The sequence below is a fragment of the Bacillus sp. BHET2 genome (assembly GCF_005938125.1).
Taxonomy (GTDB): Bacteria; Bacillota; Bacilli; order Bacillales; family Bacillaceae_B; genus Rossellomorea.
Map to the genome: position 1 here is coordinate 338,142 of NZ_VCQN01000003.1, position 17,628 is coordinate 355,769.

Annotated in this window: 18 protein-coding genes and 2 pseudogenes; 18 read left to right on the forward strand and 2 right to left on the reverse strand. The window is 38.5% G+C overall.

The window, feature by feature from the left end:
* Positions 1-70: 70 nt before the first annotated feature.
* The 10 genes and pseudogenes from FGG79_RS14280 (at position 71) to FGG79_RS22450 (ending at position 6,984) form a co-directional block, all read left to right on the forward strand.
* Positions 71-1,414, forward strand: coding sequence for a copper amine oxidase (locus FGG79_RS14280; RefSeq protein ID WP_138779449.1), 1,344 nt, complete (start codon positions 71-73; stop codon positions 1,412-1,414).
* A gap of 71 nt (positions 1,415-1,485) precedes the next feature.
* Complete coding sequence (locus FGG79_RS14285; protein WP_171050941.1) at positions 1,486-2,466, forward strand: class F sortase; 981 nt, start codon at positions 1,486-1,488, stop codon at positions 2,464-2,466.
* A 288-nt stretch (positions 2,467-2,754) separates the two neighbouring features.
* Positions 2,755-2,919, forward strand: coding sequence for a hypothetical protein (locus FGG79_RS21855; protein ID WP_171050942.1), 165 nt, complete (start codon positions 2,755-2,757; stop codon positions 2,917-2,919).
* Positions 2,920-3,205: 286 nt separating this feature from the next.
* Positions 3,206-3,523 (forward strand): annotated as a pseudogene (locus FGG79_RS14290) (ASCH domain-containing protein); the annotation flags it as partial.
* Entirely contained in the window at positions 3,513-4,112 is a 600-nt protein-coding gene (locus FGG79_RS14295) for a GNAT family N-acetyltransferase (protein WP_138779455.1), read from the forward strand. The pseudogene FGG79_RS14290 and the gene FGG79_RS14295, both read left to right, overlap by 11 nt.
* Before the next feature lie 52 nt (positions 4,113-4,164).
* Positions 4,165-4,620: a GNAT family N-acetyltransferase gene (locus tag FGG79_RS14300; RefSeq protein WP_138779457.1), complete on the forward strand. Its 456-nt coding sequence runs from the start codon at positions 4,165-4,167 to the stop codon at positions 4,618-4,620.
* Positions 4,621-4,672: 52 nt separating this feature from the next.
* Entirely contained in the window at positions 4,673-5,629 is a 957-nt protein-coding gene (locus FGG79_RS14305) for a phosphotransferase family protein (protein ID WP_171050943.1), read from the forward strand.
* A gap of 36 nt (positions 5,630-5,665) precedes the next feature.
* Positions 5,666-6,244, forward strand: coding sequence for a histidine phosphatase family protein (locus FGG79_RS14310; protein ID WP_138779462.1), 579 nt, complete (start codon positions 5,666-5,668; stop codon positions 6,242-6,244).
* Between the two features lie 67 nt (positions 6,245-6,311).
* Positions 6,312-6,752 carry a GNAT family N-acetyltransferase gene (locus FGG79_RS14315; RefSeq protein WP_138779464.1) on the forward strand — a complete coding sequence of 147 codons (441 nt, stop codon included), beginning with the start codon at positions 6,312-6,314 and terminating at the stop codon, positions 6,750-6,752.
* Between the two features lie 133 nt (positions 6,753-6,885).
* Positions 6,886-6,984, forward strand: a complete 99-nt coding sequence (locus tag FGG79_RS22450; protein ID WP_481747285.1) for a hypothetical protein — start codon at positions 6,886-6,888, stop codon at positions 6,982-6,984.
* A gap of 396 nt (positions 6,985-7,380) precedes the next feature.
* Here the strand turns inward: FGG79_RS22450 and FGG79_RS14330 are convergent, their stop codons facing one another.
* On the reverse strand, positions 7,381-8,373 hold the full coding sequence (locus FGG79_RS14330) for a YVTN family beta-propeller repeat protein (protein ID WP_138779465.1): 993 nt from the start codon (positions 8,371-8,373) through the stop codon (positions 7,381-7,383).
* A gap of 432 nt (positions 8,374-8,805) precedes the next feature.
* On the opposite strand from FGG79_RS14330, the gene FGG79_RS14340 reads away from it, so the two are divergent.
* The gene (locus FGG79_RS14340) at positions 8,806-9,042 is read left to right on the forward strand and encodes a hypothetical protein (RefSeq protein WP_138779467.1); all 237 of its coding nucleotides are present in this window, start codon (positions 8,806-8,808) and stop codon (positions 9,040-9,042) included.
* A 770-nt stretch (positions 9,043-9,812) separates the two neighbouring features.
* On the opposite strand, the gene FGG79_RS14345 is transcribed toward FGG79_RS14340, so the two are convergent.
* On the reverse strand, positions 9,813-10,490 hold the full coding sequence (locus tag FGG79_RS14345; protein ID WP_138779469.1) for a hypothetical protein: 678 nt from the start codon (positions 10,488-10,490) through the stop codon (positions 9,813-9,815).
* 984 nt (positions 10,491-11,474) lie between these two features.
* Between FGG79_RS14345 and FGG79_RS14350 the strand changes: the two genes are divergently transcribed.
* The 7 genes and pseudogenes from FGG79_RS14350 (at position 11,475) to FGG79_RS14380 (ending at position 17,294) form a co-directional block, all read left to right on the forward strand.
* The gene (locus FGG79_RS14350) at positions 11,475-12,143 is read left to right on the forward strand and encodes an alpha/beta fold hydrolase (RefSeq protein ID WP_138779471.1); all 669 of its coding nucleotides are present in this window, start codon (positions 11,475-11,477) and stop codon (positions 12,141-12,143) included.
* 123 nt (positions 12,144-12,266) lie between these two features.
* A pseudogene (locus tag FGG79_RS22155) lies at positions 12,267-12,464 on the forward strand (NUDIX hydrolase); the annotation flags it as partial.
* A gap of 101 nt (positions 12,465-12,565) precedes the next feature.
* Positions 12,566-13,066 (forward strand): sigma-70 family RNA polymerase sigma factor, encoded by a 501-nt coding sequence (locus FGG79_RS14360; RefSeq protein ID WP_481747286.1) that lies wholly within the window; start codon positions 12,566-12,568, stop codon positions 13,064-13,066.
* Positions 13,066-13,473, forward strand: coding sequence for a PadR family transcriptional regulator (locus FGG79_RS14365; protein WP_171050944.1), 408 nt, complete (start codon positions 13,066-13,068; stop codon positions 13,471-13,473). The genes FGG79_RS14360 and FGG79_RS14365 overlap by 1 nt, the downstream gene beginning before the upstream one ends.
* 3 nt (positions 13,474-13,476) lie before the next feature.
* Complete coding sequence (locus tag FGG79_RS14370) at positions 13,477-14,772, forward strand: FtsW/RodA/SpoVE family cell cycle protein (RefSeq protein ID WP_138779477.1); 1,296 nt, start codon at positions 13,477-13,479, stop codon at positions 14,770-14,772.
* Positions 14,773-14,819: 47 nt separating this feature from the next.
* Positions 14,820-15,608: a class I SAM-dependent methyltransferase gene (locus FGG79_RS14375; protein ID WP_171050945.1), complete on the forward strand. Its 789-nt coding sequence runs from the start codon at positions 14,820-14,822 to the stop codon at positions 15,606-15,608.
* A 270-nt stretch (positions 15,609-15,878) separates the two neighbouring features.
* Positions 15,879-17,294 carry a polysaccharide deacetylase family protein gene (locus tag FGG79_RS14380; RefSeq protein ID WP_171050946.1) on the forward strand — a complete coding sequence of 472 codons (1,416 nt, stop codon included), beginning with the start codon at positions 15,879-15,881 and terminating at the stop codon, positions 17,292-17,294.
* The last annotated feature ends 334 nt before the right edge of the window (positions 17,295-17,628 follow it).

Consider the following 17,628-nt stretch of genomic DNA (forward strand, 5'->3'; position numbering starts at 1 on the left):
GATCCATATCTAAAATCTCCTCGTTATCTATTCAGAAAACAAAACGAGTAGAATAGAGGAGATTGAAACCATGAATAAATCAAAGATGCTTAAAAGAATCGCAGCACCGATATTAGGATTATCCCTTTTAGCACCAACGGCAAGCTTTGCGGCAGAAACCCCGACAGCGGTGACACCGGCTTCCGACCTTCGTGCCACGTTGGATCAGTTGCTCTCAGAACACTATGTACTAGCAGTGAATGCCATGGTGAAAGATTTTAACGATGCACCGGATGAAAAGCAGGCATACGAAGCACTGAACCAAAACGCATTGGATATGACACCGGCGATTGAATCCGTCTACGGTAAAGAAGGCGCTCAGAAATTCGAAGAGATCTTTGCTGGACATAATGACTACACTCCTGATTTCGTAGAAGCGGCACAATCCGATGACGCAGAAGCAAGAAAAGCTGCGGAAGCGGAAGTAAAAGAATTCGTCAATGAGTTCTCATCATTCCTGGCGACGGCAACAGAAGGTAACCTTCCAGAAGATGCAGCGAAAGAAGTATTAGCAGCCCATGAAATGGATGTCATCGAAGCGTTTGACAGCTATGTGGAAAAAGATTATAAATCGTATCAAACAAACTTCAAAGAAGGTTACGACAGAATGTTCGATATCTCTAAAGCATTATCCGGAGCGATCGTAACACAAATGCCTGATAAATTCGACAACACGAAAGTAGACGCTCCTGCAGCAGAATTACGCTCTACATTAAATAACCTGGCAGCAGAGCACTTCGCGTTAGCAGCGATGAGCATGCAAAAAGGCGTAAATGAAGCACCTGACTATGATACAGCGACGTGGGCTGAAGATATGAATACAGAAGCATGGACGGCAGCCATCGGATCCATTTATGGAGATGAAGGAGCAGCTCAATTCAAGAAGTTATGGACGAGTGAGCACATTAATGCACAAGCAGATCTTGTAAGTGCTACATTAGCAGGTGACGAAGAAGGCGTGAAAGCAGCAAAAGACAGTCTTGGTATGTTCACTGAAGAATTCGGTACATTCCTTGCAACGGCAACGGAAGGAAACCTGCCTAAAGATGCAGCGATTTCAGCACTGAAAACACATGAAGATCAAGTCGTGAAAACGTTTGATTCATATGTAGCAAAAGACTACCAAACAAGCACGGATACATTCCGTGAAGGATATGCGTTCATGTTCGGAGTTGGTAAAGCGCTTGGAGATGCAATCGTGAAACAAAACCCTGAGAAATTTGCTTCAAATGATATGCCTGAGCAAATGCCTAACACTGGTATGGGTGGAGCAGCAGATCAACAATTGCCAATGGCTGCATGGGTAACATTTGTAGCAGTTGCTTTAATGGCTGGTGGATTTGTTATTAAGAAAAAATTCGCAGATCAACAATAATGAAATGAATTAGAGTTAAAGGGAAGAGTAGAGTGCTGCTCTTCCTTCTTCTCTTAAACGGAGGGAAAATGATGAAGAAACGAATGCTTATCATACTGATCACTTTCCTTTTGATTGGTGTTGTCAGTTTCCAGGCAATCGCTAAAGATGAGCCTTCTAAGGAAAATCAGACATCTCAATCAGAAAAGAAAGAAACGGTTTCAGAAAAGGACCAAAATAGTAAAAGTGGTGCTGGTACTGCACATGAGGAAGAAGAGTTTGTTCTTCTTGACTCTTTAAAGAAAAGGAAAACAGAGCTTGAAGAGCAGGTAAAGGTTCAAGAAGAAGGAATTACGCCTTCCCGCGTACAGATCCCAAGTATGGATATCGATACGAACATCATCCCCGTAGGATTAACGGACAATGGCGAAATGGAAGTGCCGGAAGAAACAGAAGTTGTCGGCTGGTATGACCGAGGCGTCAAGGTGGGTGCTAAGGGGAACGCGGTTCTCGCTGGTCATGTGGACAGCAAGGAAGGACCTGCAATCTTCTTTTATCTGAAAAATATCGAAATAGGGGAAAAGATTATTGTCACAGATGAAAAGGGAACAGAACGTACTTTTGAGGTGAAATCAAAAAAAAGCTATCCAAGTGATAAAGCACCGATTGAGAAAATATTTGGACCCTCAGATAAACGACACTTGAATGTCATTACTTGTACAGGTACGTTTAATCATGACCAACATCTGTATCCGGATCGACTAGTCGTGTATACAGAGCTTGTTTCTGAAACACAGGCTAAAGAGATGACGACTCCTGAACAACCGACAGCTGTAGCATATGATACTGGTTCAGTTTCCTGGCATTCTGTAAAAGATGATACAGTTATGGGCTATCGATTGTATAAGAAAGGTGCAAATGATAAAGAATTCAAACAGATTGAAAGCATTTCAGCTCATGAGAGAAAAAGCTTCTTTGATGAAAATGCTGAAAAGGGTGATGCCTATTACATCACAACCGTAAATATTGAGGAAAAAGAATCAGCACCATCAACAACCGTAGAAGCAAAATAATCGTCAGATAGAAAAGCAGGGGAATTCGTTTCTCTGCTTTTTTTTTGCCATCATTCGGATTTATCTGATTATTGTCATTTTTTAGGTGTTTAAGATGGTATACTAATTTAATAGGAGCTTAAGAAAAAACATGTACATATATAGGGAGGGGAGAAACGAGTGAAAGGGCTACTAGTCAAATCCCCGTGGGTCGATTACATTCTTAATGGAAGGCTCTTTTCGCAAAGATTGTTGTTTTCTAAACATAGGAGTTGCTGCCAAGGTTCTGTCTATGAGTGAATGCGATAGATGGTGAGGGGAACGGCTTCGCTTTCCGGCGGACGAACGGCCAAGCCTCCTCAGCTGCGCTTCCGGGGTCTCGGCACGCCCGTTTTTCCGCAGGAGTCTACGCCGTTCCCCTCACCATCTACAAGAGATGTCGTGACAGAGCTTACTAGTGAAAAAAACGAATGAAATGGCATTTTACTATTCAAGCTAAAATCGACCACTGCAAGCGATAAAAAATGATGTTTTCTAGCCGTGTATGACAGTAGATTAATCCTCCATACCTAGAAAGTTGATTGTAGCGGAAGGTGCTCGACTCCTGCGGGAATTGCGGGAAAGTTGAGACCCCGCAGGGCGAAGCCCGAGGAGGCTCAACTCACGCCCCGCGGAAAGCGAGCGCCTGCAGCGGAAATCAACCACCACTCGCTACCTTCTATAGCAACAAAGTTTACGAAAAGAGCCTAATGGAAATAAGACTTGGGAAATAAGGGGATCCAATACGCGAATTCGAGGAAGAGTAGGATTAATTAAAAGTGGTTCCGGTAGGGTAATGGGAACGGTCAATATCGTTGGTAGCCAAGAACTGACGTTATCAGAATATCAGCAAAGTTCAGCACGACATGGAGTAAAGAGTGAAGGTAGTCTTCAGTTACCGTACAAACGAACGTATGCCTGGATACTCGAAGATCCCGTCCTCTATCAAACACCTGTACCTTATAAACATCCACTTGGAGCCGTCATATGGGTGAATCTTTCAAAAGCGATGGTGGGAGGAGCAGAAAATGAAAAGTAAATGGTTTTCTACTCTGCAGATACTGGAAAACGAGAAAATAAGGCTTGAGCCTTTGGAACAAGATCATTCCATTGATCTGTTCAAACAGAACCACTCTGGTATCTGGGCGTATATGCTACGTGAAATTGGTAGTTTAAAAGAAATGGAAGACTGGGTGGCGGAGGCTATACAACTTCGGGAGAATCAACTTGCTCTGCCCTTTATCGTCAGGTTGAAAGAAACGAATAAAATAGTAGGGTCTACTAGACTCTTTGACATCAATTTCATCCATAAATCATGCGAGCTCGGCTCTACCTGGTATGGCCAGGAGTATCAAAGGACATTCGTCAATTCCAATTGCAAATCCCTGCTACTGATGTATTGCTTCGAAGAATTAGGAATGATCAGGGTCCAGTTCAAAACAGATGAGCGCAACATCAGATCTCAAAAGGCGCTTGAGCGATTAGGTGCTGTGAAAGAAGGCGTATTACGGAAGGAAAGAATCCTGTCTGATGGATATATCCGTAATGCTGTTCTTTATTCGATAACAGGTGAGGAATGGGTGCAAATAAAACAGAAGTTTAAGGAAAGAGAGACTCGTTATCAGTGATATAGAGTCTCCTATTTAAAGAAATTTTCACAATCCAAAGGAGGAAATCAGCATGTACCACTATTTTAATGGCTCAGTCATTCGCGAGGGAACAGATGGTGTACCTTCAGATGCTGTTGAGGCCCTCTTTGAGGATGCGGGATGGGCAAGGGACACACCAACCTGGCAGAAAGAAAAGTTCACCCTCATTTTTGTAAACTCAACCTGGGCGTTTACTGTGTGGGACAATAACAAGATGGTCGGGATGGTACGGGTGATTTCTGACAAGATCATGGCTGCTAACATCATGGACTTGGTGGTACTATCAGAATATAGAGGCAAGGGAATAGGGAAGAAACTTGTTGACCTGTGTGTTCAAAAACTGCCTCACGGTGATTGGTTCGCACACACGTCTGCGGACAATTTCAAATTCTACGAAACATGTGGATTCGAAGTGAAGGACCCTGCTGAAAACGGCACATGTGCTTATTATGGTTACATTCAAGCACGGAAAGATAGTCATAGGTGAAAAGATTTTTGGGGGATCAAGTTAAACAATTAGAAATGAAAGGACATACATTTTGACACAGTTAGAACAAAGGGTGAGAGAAAAAAAGTGGAAGCTGCTTCATAAGGAAACGATTCACGGTACTCACGCAGGTCATATCACTAGAATAGAAGTGGTGGATGGGGATAACGAAAGAGGAATGTTCATCTATAAAGAATTTGCAGAGAATCGAGAGAATGAAGTAGACATCTATCTGAAGATAAAAAAACATATGAAGAAGTTTAGCAAGGTCGTAGAGGTGTGGGATGAGGCTCCAAAGGCGATTCTTATGAGTGATCTTTCATCCCCTCTTAAAGACAGTTTTCAGCCACTATCATTAAAAGAAAAGAAGAAAGTACTCCAGTCTGTACTGCAAAGGTTATCAGACCTCCACACTTCAGAACAGCCTTTATTAGGTAACCAGCTAAAAACTCACACAATCACCTTTGAATGGAGAAGGTGGTGTTTAGATGAACTGACCAAGTTATGTGCCAATCATCAATGGGTGCAAGCTGAATGGATACATACAATAAACCATGCATATGAGCAGTTGTCCTTCGACCAATATGAAGTGAGAGGCCCTTATGTCTTAACTCATGGCGACCCTCATTTAGAAAATATCTTTCAGCATGAAGGAGAGATTTGGTTCATCGACTGGGAGTGGGCCTCCCTCGGTTCACCATTGAGAGATATCACCATTTTATTGCAGGACGTTTATGACATTGAATTAATTCAATTCGTGTTTCTTTCCTATCGAAGTCTATTGGAAGAAAAGAAACTCATTATTGGTAAAGAGGATTATCAAAAAGACTTCAAACTTCTTTATGTAGATCACACTACCATGATGTTGGCATGGGAAATTCATAAATATTTTGAGGGGTATGCGAAGGAGGAAGAAATGAAAAGAATCATTGAATTCAAGGTAGGAGAAATCAAGAGAATCGCATTCAATAAGACAGGTGAAAGCAATACTCCAGAGTTAGATATATGAATAGCACTTTAAGATTGAAAGAGGTGTGCCGATTCTATGCCGACAATAGGGTTCATAAGACACGGAATAACAGAGTGGAATGTTCTTGGCAAAGCTCAGGGTGTATCCGATATACCACTAAATGAAGAGGGAAGAAAACAAGCTGGCCTAATGGGTAAAAGACTTTTAGATGAAGGCAAATGGGATATGATCATCTCTAGTGACTTATCAAGAGCGATTGAAACAGCCCAAATCATAGGAAATGCCATTAATCTACCTATTAGTCACTATGATAAAAGAATTAGAGAAATAAATTGTGGGAAAATTGAAGGTACCACTGAAGAATTCAGACTAAACCAATGGGGCAGAAATTGGCGAGATTTAGAGCTTGGAATGGAACACTTTGAAGACGTAGGCAAAAGAGGAGTTGAGTTTATTGAAGGGTTAGTGCAAAGGTATAACCAAAAGCGAATATTAATCGTAAGTCACGGTGCTTTAATAGGTTTAACCCTCCAACAGTTACTTCCAGAGGAGTTTGAGAAAACATACATGGATAATATCTCCATTACAACCTTAAGTATAACTGAAGGGGTATGGGAGTGTGAATTATACAATTGTACCAACCACTTGATGTGAAAGCCCTTTACCCTTTGTTGATAATATGTAGGGTGAAAATAAAACAAGGACAAAGTGAGGACTAAAAATGCAGCTGAAATTAAAAGATGAAAATGTAATCGAAGTGAGAAAATATAGACCGGAAGATTTTAACGATATCAATTACCTCAACGCAGAAGAACAATGGAATAACCTTGTGAATAAGAAAGAGGATACGAAAGAAGCATGGGACCATTCGAATATTGCGTATGTAACTATACATAATGGTCAACTGATCGGATACATCCGGGGAATGACTGACGAATCCGTCACAACGTTTATTTGTGAATTACTAATTCACCACGATTTCCGTGGATTAGGGTTAGGAGATGCGTTGCTTCATTATGTCCATGGGTTATATCCAAAGACAAGAGTGGAAATGTTGGCGAGCAGTTCTTCCCATACGTACTATGAACAAAAGGGATACAGGACCTTTTATGGGTTTAGGAAGACATACGAAGAACAATCGGGTGTGGGAATAAAAAAGTAAGGAGAAGCAGATTCGAAACGAACCTTACCATGAAAGAATTACAGCAATATATTAAAGCGAAAGACTATTCGCCAATCGTTAAAATGCATATTTTCAAAAAGTAATAGAAGAAGTCGGAGAACTGTCGGAAGTAATCAGGCAAGATATGAGATGGGAACTACAAAGAACAATAAAAGGGACAATCGAAGAAGAACTATCTGATGTAATGTATTACATCAGATGTGGATACTAGAAGGTTCGGGGATATTTAAGAGGCTGGGACAAAAGGGTTTTAGCCAAAGAAAAATCCGAACGATTATTCGATATTCTTTCATGAAAATCGAAAACGTTCGGATTTTTTAATGTTATTTTAAAAGCATACACAGTGTATTTAACTGGTTCTAGCTGTTGATTGGAGTGCAAGACGAAGACTCCTGCGGGAAAAGCGGAATAGGTGAGACCCCGCAGGAGCGTCAGCGACGAGGAGGCTCGCCTTCCGCCCCGAGGAAAGCGAAGTCTTGCACGGAAATCAACAGCGGTGTCACAAGAAACCCTAACATGGTCTTATATCCTGATTGTTCGTCTTTCGATTATATTGATTTGGTTATGTCTCAGCCCCTTTTTATTTTTCTAGTCCAAAATTGGTTTTTTACAGTTGTCTTTTGCCTTTTCCTTTGAAAGGAAAGCATGAATGAGAAATAGCACAATCGCTTGTTTGCTTTCCTGTAGTAATCGTAGTAGTAACCTTATTAGTTTTTATACGAATAACTGAAACTGTTCCTGCATTAAAGTTAGTGATATAAGCTTTTTTTCCATCTGGTGTAATACAAACATCCGTTGGACCATCTCCAACATTAATCGTTGTAATAATTGAATCATCACATGCATTCACTACAGTTACATTATCACTACTAATATTAGTAATATAAACCTTCTTCCCATCTGGTGTAACAGCTACACCATTCGGTCTAATGCCTACATTTATCGTATTCGTTACTAAATTTCCCTTAAGATCAATAACAGAAACTGTACTAGGTTCACCTCTCCCACGATTGGCCACAAACAGCTTTTTTCCATTCGGAGTTACTGCAAGGTCTCGAGGGAACTCTCCATTAGTAATAGGAATCCTATCTATAACTGCTTCTTTTTTGGTATCTATTACTGCAACAAAGTTACTTATTGTAACAGCAACATATGCCTTTCTTCCATTTGGACTAAATGCCACATCAAATGGATTATTTCCTACTTCTATATTTTTCACTGTTTGCTTGCAGACATCAATTATTGAGATTGTTGTACCACCGAAATTCGCTACATACACCTTTTTTCCATTAGGAGTCGCAGCTATGCCAACTGGCCCCTCACCAACAGGTATTTCATTGACTATCTTGTTACTAGAAAGGTCTAATACTGAAACAGAGTTATTATTTGTATTGGACACATATGCATTTTTAACTAGAGTGGAAATTGTAATCCCATCTGGTTGATCGCTTACTGGAATAGTATCTTTAACTTTATCATTTTGGGTGTCTATCATTGAAATAGTATCATCCCCAAAGTTAGTGACGTAAGCAAAAAACTTTTTCTTACGTCTTAGTACACGCTTTTTATTATGGTAGTGCTTCTTCCTTTTAATTCTCATTGTATCCCTCCTTAAATACCACCACTACTAACTAGCATATGATTGGTGAAAATGTTTGTGATTTTAAGAGTGCGGATTATTTTTTTTTGCGGCCAAACCTTTTTCCTTGTTTCATAGCCTTGTGTCACCCATAACAGGATTTATAAAAAGAAATCAGCGATAAAGCTCCCCATGCTATCTGTGTAATGGGTGGTATCTAGTAGTGGTCTAGAGGATGATTGGATGGGAATTTAAGGTTAACTTAAGGTGGTTTTTTATGTTGTTGGATTTTTGCGTATGGTAAACTATTTACATTCTGGGGAAATATAATATTTGTTAGTAGTTGTATGAATGCGTTAAAAAAATCATTAATAATATTAATAACCTTCTATGACTCTTTATATTTAAATTATCTTACATATGTTAGATATATAAAGAAAGGAAGATATACTAATGAGTCAAAAAGGAGAGAAATATAATACAAGTTTCTTTATAATATCAACGCTTTTATTTTTAATAGTCATGATGGATAACATTATAGAGGATGCTTGGTTTGATTTTTTAGCATATTGTTTATCTTTTTCGATATTATGTTTTTTAATCGTTACTAGTGCCAGACAAAAAAGAAAAAGGGTGTTAGTGATATTTCTTTTATTATTTGTAATTTATGTATTTAATCATCCTTTTTAGGAATATAGACATGAGAATTTTAAAATTAATAAAAAGAACTTTAGTCACATAATCTCTTGAGCCAAAAAAGAGAATAGGAATAACTAAACTGTACTCTGAGTAATAGGCACAAAAGTTTACTACTGTTGGTTTGAAATAAAGTTTAATCAAAAAAGATTATAAAACGGGATATTCCGGTAAATAAAAAGAATCCATTTTGAAAAAAGATTGATCAAAATGGATTCTAATCCACAAATTAAAGATTAATTTTTATAAAAAAGATCAATCTATTTTATAAAACGGTATAACTTTCTTTAAAACGATACATCTTTCTTTAGCCCTGTAAAAGACGAAGCACTATTTGATGTGGAAGTAGAAATTTCCGTAAACTATGACGGGAATCCTACATAATAAACTAGTTTTAACCACAACTTCACTACACTTCTGAAAGGTCGGCTCATCTATAGCATTAGGTTAACTTGTTCGTAAATAAAAGGAGTTAACTATCTACATCTAGTAGGTAATCAACTCCTTTTTTTCTTTAATTGGACTTTTTCAGTGCCCTCTTTCTGAGCGCCCTTTTTTGGGAGTAACTATTTTTTATTATCCAAGTGATTTTGGATTATAAAAAAAGTGATTAGAGTGAGCAATAATAATGCCAAATCGAGATAATGACTTATATATCCCTCCGTTGATAAAAAGAATAATGTGATTAAGATTAGCGTCGTTATAATCCTCAAAAAATTTTTTTTAACAAAGCTAAGCATTTATTATCTCCACCCTTTTATATTTTATTGAAATTTTGCATTCGAGAACTTACTCGAAATACGGACACTAGGGTTTGGTATCTGACTAATTTGAAGCCAGTTCATATCAAATTGGATTCCACCAGGACAAAGAGCAGCAACTACTCCAAGAGTAGCTAAAATTTTTGTCACTAGTGGCTCTGGTACCCAGATACCCCCAAGAGTTATCCCCCCTGCGATAGCTCTTATTGTATATTGACTAAGATATATTCTTACTCCCCACCAATATGTATCAGCATCTGTTTTACCATTTTTAAAAGCCGCAATAGACATCCTCATTTTATCTGAACCTATTTTCAGATTCTCTTGTTTAGGATCAATAATGTTTAAATCCTCATTTTTATTATTAATAATAAAAATATTAGTATCATCAAGAATAGACTGTAACTTTTGATATTCTTCTTGACTTAGCTTGGTCTTGGCTTCATCACTAATCACATATTCAGAATTATCTTCTAGTTTAACATATGGTTCAAATTTTACCTTTTCTTTTTCCGTAATAGCAACATTACCCTCTATTCCACTTAAATTAAATTCGTTAGTTTTTTCAGTTTCATTCATTTCTAGGTTCTTAGTTTCTTCGTTAGATGCAGACACACCTGGTGCAATTGCAGAAACTAGCATAATAGTAGCTAATCCCGTTAAAGAAGCTTTTTTAAACATTTAAATACCCTCCAACATCAATTTATTTACATTACATATAAATTTTAACACATTTTCCATCTACAAAATTTAAAAAGGACCTTAAATAAACCTTAAATATTATAAACATTGGTTACCTTAATATTTGAATGGAATTTAAAGGAGATTGAATGAGGGATGGATTGTAAAACAAAAGGAGAATTGCTATTAAATAGAGAGTGAGAAGAGAGAACGTATTTAAAGTATTATAATATTGATATATCAGTATATGAAGATTTTTTGGGCTGTATTAATTTCCATACAGACAACAATGAAAAAAAATGAAAAAACAGTTTTATACCAATCACTTATCAAACGACTTTCTTCTTCATAGATGACGAACCTTCCAAAAATTCCATTTGCTAAATCTTCATCTCGACGAATATCCCTGTGTCCATCCTCTTCATTTTCTTCAACTGATGGACTTGGAAAATTAGGAATTGATAGCTTATACAGTCCCGAGTTAATATTTGGCTGGAGTGGTTTTTCTACTATCCTATTAAACATATAGATGTTGATTTAGAATGATTACAAGTTTCTCATTAGCCCCCAGCTTTATAATATATACAAAGAATCCATTTTGAAAAAAGATTGATCAAAATGGATTCTTACTCCGTAAATTTAATAACTCCCAATAACATCCAACGCATAAATGGATTGGAATTCATGTCAGATGGATAATAAAAACCGATTTATGGGTAGTAAAACAGTGAAAATGGATAGGGTAATGGGTAAAAGCTTCGCAACTTTCTTTAAAACATCGTGACTTTCTTCAACACATCGCATCTTTTTTATAAACATCGCGAGTTTATTTCAAACCTACAACTACTCAGGGGATTTTTATATACAAATGAAGTGAAAAATTCACTAAAGGTGATTCCATAAAAAGTCTAGATTAATGGAATAATATGTTAAAATAAAGACGCATACAAAAAAACAGGAGGAATTATCATCAAAAAAATATACATGCTACACGGCTTCATGGGGACGGCACAAACACATTTTTCAAATCAAATCCCATACTTTGGTGATGGGTATGAACTCATTCTTTTAGACTTACCCGGACACGGAAAATCGACTTTAGAAGCGTCTGATCATTATTTCGAGCATACACTCGACTACCTGATCACTCAATTGCAGGAGAAGGGTGAAGGGTATCTAATCGGTTTATCATTGGGTGCATCATTAGCCATACATACAGCCTTAAGAGCACCGGAGTTAGTAAAAGGTATTGTTCTGACAGGGTATTCCCCTTATATACCAGATGAGCTAAAGGAAATCATGGAAAAACAAAACGAATATTATCTTAATATCAAAGAAAATGATGAGGAGATTGCCGAACACTTCCATAAACTACACGGAGAAAAATGGGAGCAAACGATAAAGAAAGTTCTTCATTCGATGACTTTTCATTATCCAGCTGTTACAAGAGAGAACATGCAGGATATCAAGCCCCCAGTGCTGATGCTTAATGGGAGTCATGATGTTCATGAAGTAGAAGCCGTTTCTTTTGTTAAAAGATCAAATCAAACCATTGAGGTAGGACTGATTCCTGATGGAGGTCATACTGCAAATATCGACCAGCCGGAGATATTTAATAGAGTAGTAGAAAGGTTTCTGGAGAGAATAGGCTAACCAATAGCAAACAAAGGAGAAACACCAGATATGGCAAAAACCTCAGGTGCTTTTACCATTGTAATGAATAAACAAAATCGAGTATTACTGGCAAAGTGAAAAGACTATCCTCTTTGGGGTCTACCTGGAGGTACAGTAGAAGAGGGAGAACCGCTAAAGCAGTATGCAATCAGGGAAACCGAAGAAGAAACAGGCTATATCATTTCCATCGTTCGGAAAATAGGAGAATACGATCAACCTCAATACTGGAATCACCCAACTTCATTCATGGATTTAATGGGTGATCTGCATGTTACACATTCAAAATGGATTCCAAAGTGAATCCATTTTTTTAGATTAGGAAAACCTTTCCTATCTTTGCTTCGTCTATTCATATGGGAGGGAAGACAGTGGGGGAACTATCAGAAACGAGGATTCAAGAGATGGATGGTGTGACGATCGAGGATGTCGTGGATCAGTATGGGGAGGACGTGTGGAAGCTCGTATTCTCATATGTCCGTCATGAACAGGCTGCCGATGATCTCACCCAGGAGATCTTTATTAAGATTTATAAAAAAATAGATACATTTGCCGGTCATTCAACCCTGCGAACCTGGATTTGGAGAGTGGCCATTAATCACTGCAAGGATTATTTGAATAGCTGGTATAAGCGACAGGTATTTACTGAAGAGGATCGCCATTTTCAAATGATGAGTTCCGGCAGTTCGGTCGAAGGGGATGTCATTCAAAGGGATGAGGACCGGGAGTTGGAAGAGGTCGTCCTGAGACTTCCGATGAAGTACAGAGAAATTATTTATTTATATTATTATGAAGAAAGCACGATAAGAGAAGTTTCATTCCTTCTTGGCGTAAAGGAAAATACTGTTAAAACTAGATTAAGGAAGGCGAAGCAATTGGTGAAGGAAGGACTGGTGAACGAATGATGGAGGATCGATTAAAAAGACTCCGGAGTGCGATGGATCGAGGAAGCTTTCAGCAAATGCCTTTTACGGAAGAAAAGAAGAGGATGATTAATAGAGGCATCAATTGTTCACGTGAGAATGATCAGGATATTCTGGTGCACATTCTTCAATTGCTTCAAAAGGAGAAAAACGGTCATGAACTGCTCAACAATCTTCGTGCGAGAGGAATCAAGAAATACGAGGAAAGACAGGGGTTTCTCTATACTGTCCTTCATAAAATGGAGCAGGACAGAATGTTGGAATCTTATTGGGTAGAAGGAGAAAAGAGATATATGATTTCAAAACAGGGAAGAAAGCACCTTCAACATATAGAACAAGGCGATCATAGAAAAAGATATTCCTTCAAAGGCTTGCTGGAGGGGGAGTGACGGATGACTGAAAAGCGGAATGAATATATGGATAAAGTCTTGGGATATGTAAGGAATAAAGAAGCAAAGCGATTTGTGGAAGAGGAGCTTCACTACCATCTTGATCAAGAGTCAATAAACTTGAAAGATAGTGGTTTGGACGAGCAGGTAGCAGAAGATCAAGCGATACATCTAATGGGGAGTGCAGAGCGGCTGGGACTTGAGATGAATAAGCTTCATCGTCCGAGAGTAGATTGGACCATGATTGGGTTGGTTCTGGTAATTTCAATGATAGGGATTCTTCCGACGCTTCATATTAGTGAAGAGTTATATAATGATAACGGCTTTTTAGTCAGAAAAATAGTCTTTCTTATGATAGGTGCTGTAATCAGCCTTTCTTTGATGTTTTTTGATTATAGAAAGCTTCATATATTGAAGTGGTGGATTTATGGGTTTACTGCTTTGGTTTTAATTTCATTAACGTTTTTTCCAAATACAACCGTCAATGGTGCAGCCTATTTTAGGATGGAAAGTTTCACAATTGATAGCACCGCGACTGTGACACTATTGGTACTAAGCTGGATTATCTTTTTAGGGACAACCAAGACGAATTTCTGGGTGGTTACTTTATTATTTATTGGAAGTTTATACCCTTTGATGATCATTCCCAGTTTACCGGCTGTTTTCGTGTTTACACTGACGATTACAGTATTGCTATGGCTGGTTTATAAAAACAAAAGAAAACACATTATTTTAGGATATACAGGAAGCGCACTGATTATAGCGATCATGATGATTAATTTAAACATAAAACCATATCAATTTGAAAGAATCTTCGCCTTAATCCATCCGGAAGAATACAAAAGTACCACTGGCTACATGTACTTGCGTAATCATGACTTACTGGCAAGGGGAGGATGGATTGGAGAAGCGGGTGGAAATGAAGTTATCACTGAGCCACATACCAACTTTGCCTTTACCACAATCACCTATCATTACGGCTGGATAGTGGGCGGGGTACTAATCATAACCGGACTCTTCATCATGTACCGGATGATCCGTAATATCCAATCGATCAAGGATCCTTTTGGACGAGTGATCATCATTGGTGGGGTTACGTTATTTTCTACCCAATTCCTTTATAATATCGGAATGATTCTGGGATTCCTGCCTCTCACTGGAATGTCTCTACCGTTTGTAAGCTATGGATTGAATCCGACCTTACAGACTTCCTTGGTGATAGGGTTATTCTTGAGTGTTTACAGAAGAAAGAATCTAGTCTCGGTTCAAGCCTTTGAAAATGTTCAGTCAAAGAATTGAATACTGTTTGAAAGAATGTCTAATAGTGCATGGAGGAGACGATCAAAATGACAGATATCCAAAACCAATATAAAAATGCATCCAACTTACAAACCCGAATCACTATTCACGAATTATACAGTGAGAATAAACAGGACTGGCATGAATGGCTGTTTGAGCAATATAAAATTACTCCAAACAGTCGAATCCTTGAGATAGGGTGTGGAGATGGGAGCTTCTGGTTTAAGAATAAGGATAGGGTTCCTAGTACCTGGCACATTACACTATCAGATTTTTCCCCGGGAATGCTGCACTCTGCAAAGGAGAGGCTCAAAGAGTTGGATTCAATCCATTATCTGCAATTCAATATTGAAGAGATTCCATTTGAGGATAATAGTATGGACGTAATCATTGCCAACCATATGCTATACCATGTCCCAGATCGCAAGAAGGGGGTGGGAGAGATTCGCCGTGTGTTAAAACCAGGTGGTGTTTTCTATGCGTCGACCATCGGGGAGAATCATATGAAGGAATTTGGGGAGCTGGTAAATGAGTTCGATCAGAGTCTAAACTTTGATTCTGCTCTGGAACATGCCAGGCAGTTCGGGGTGGAGAATGGGGAAAAGCAGCTCCGGTCGTTTTTTGATCAAATAGTATATAAAGATTTTCCGGGAGATCTTCATATCACCGACGAAAAAGCGGTGGCAGATTATATTCTTTCATCCAACACAGATGTTGGCAGATCATTAGGGGATGAACGATTAATAGAGTTCCTTCATTTTCTAAAGACAAAGAAGGATTCAAATAATGGATTCATAAAAATTTCAAAATCGACTGGGTTGTTTACGTCCACATAATCATCTTTCTTCTCAACCAAAGCTTATCTTTCAAAAGGTAAGCTTTTTGTTATGAAGTTTATTCTACCCTGTCCATTATATTTAAGGGGGGTGAGGGTCATATTATACTAAGGTTGTTATATGTGATATCAAGTTTCGTAGTGTTAAATGTGACATTTGTTTAATCATATTTACGCTTATTTTACTACAGAAATTGTCAGAATGAATTATGATATAATTGTCCATTAGCAACTAGTAGACTTCTTGAACTTTAGAAAGGAACCAATCGTGATGAGAAAAAAAATGATAGGGATAATCATTGGAATGATAGCGGTAGTATTAATTTGTACGGCAATTATTGGTATAACCCAACAGACAGATGAGGAATCAAAAGAAAAGGTGCAAAGGGAGGACTGGAGTAAATATCCCGGTCTAGAGCTTGAAACAAAGACAAAGGAAACGGACCTCTATACCTCATCCATTAGCTATATTATGACAGAAAATGAGCAAATAAACCAAACGATTAAAGACTGGATTTCCTCAGAGAAAGAACAGTTTATGAGTCAAGTGGATGGAAATGAGTCTATCTTGAATAAAGAACATAGGGCAAATATGACGATCACGGTTGATACCCATCAGATGGAAAAACAATTGTATAGCGTGGAATTTACAAGCTATCAATTTGCTGGGGGAGCAAACGGAAGAGAGATGAAGAAAATTTTCAATATTGATACATCTTCTCAAAAGTTACTCACGATTCATGACATGGTAGATGATGAGGCGAATCTTGATCGTTTAAGAACAAAGGTTAAAGAACAATTAAAAGATGATAAAATTCTCTCACCCTATGTGTTTGATGAGGATTTAGAAAAGGCGTTGGAAGACCCGGAAGATTGGAAATGGTCCATTGATTCGGATTACTTCAGGATGTATTTTGATGAGTATGAGATTGCCGCAGGTGCAGCAGGTGCGATAGATGTGAAGATTCCATTGAAGGAAGTGCAGTCTCTGCTTTCTGTTGATATACGTGGAAATCCAACTGATCATCAAGGTTCTGAAAGTTCGCAAGGCAAAGGGAAAGTACAGCCGCTAGATCCTAATGGCAAATACGTAGCCCTTACCTTCGATGACGGACCCAGTCCTAAGGTGACCCCGGATATACTCATGACGTTGAAAGAACATAAAGCCAAGGCCACCTTTTTTATGCTGGGAAGCCAAGTTGACTTCTATCCGGATCTTGCTAAAAAAGTGGCTGAAGAAGGTCATGAAATCGCCAATCACACATTACACCATAGAGACTTATCTCAACTTGGGAAAGAACAAATCGAACAGCAAATTGGGGAATCAGAGAAAATCATCACTAATGCGACAGGTCAAGAGAACTTGTTAATCCGGCCTCCATATGGTTCTTTCAACGAAAAGGTGAAAACCGTAGCGGATGAAGAAAACGAACCGCTGATCCTTTGGTCCGTTGATTCCTTGGATTGGCAGAGCTTGAATGCTCAGGATGTGATCACCACCGTAGAGCAAGAAATTGCACCAAATTCCATCGTGCTTCTTCATGATATCCATCCCTCAACGGGGAAAGCATTGCCGGAACTGCTCTCCGCACTGGAAGACCGAGGATACGAGTTTGTGACGGTATCCGAGCTTTTGACTTTAAAGCAATTTGACGTAAGCAAACCGGTTTTCGGTGCAGTGAAATAGAATGAGAAAGAGGGGACAATGAACCTGTCCCAATGTCCACCAGCGTCTCGTTTTGACAACGAGACATTTTTTCATGTGATTGAGTTTGAGAAGGCAATTTGAAATAATTAGATGTAAGGGGGGAGCGTATCCCTAGTTATAACCTTGCAGTTGAACCGACATATTTCGTTCCCCTTTATCTTTTTATGAATGAAGCTCAGAATGTGTATTCTGGGCTTTTTTTGTGTTTTTGGTAAGTAGATAACAGTTGTATGGATGAGGTGTCAGCACATTTATGAATAGGCTTGAATTTAAAGCCTATACCACTCTATTAATTATTTCATATACTAGAATA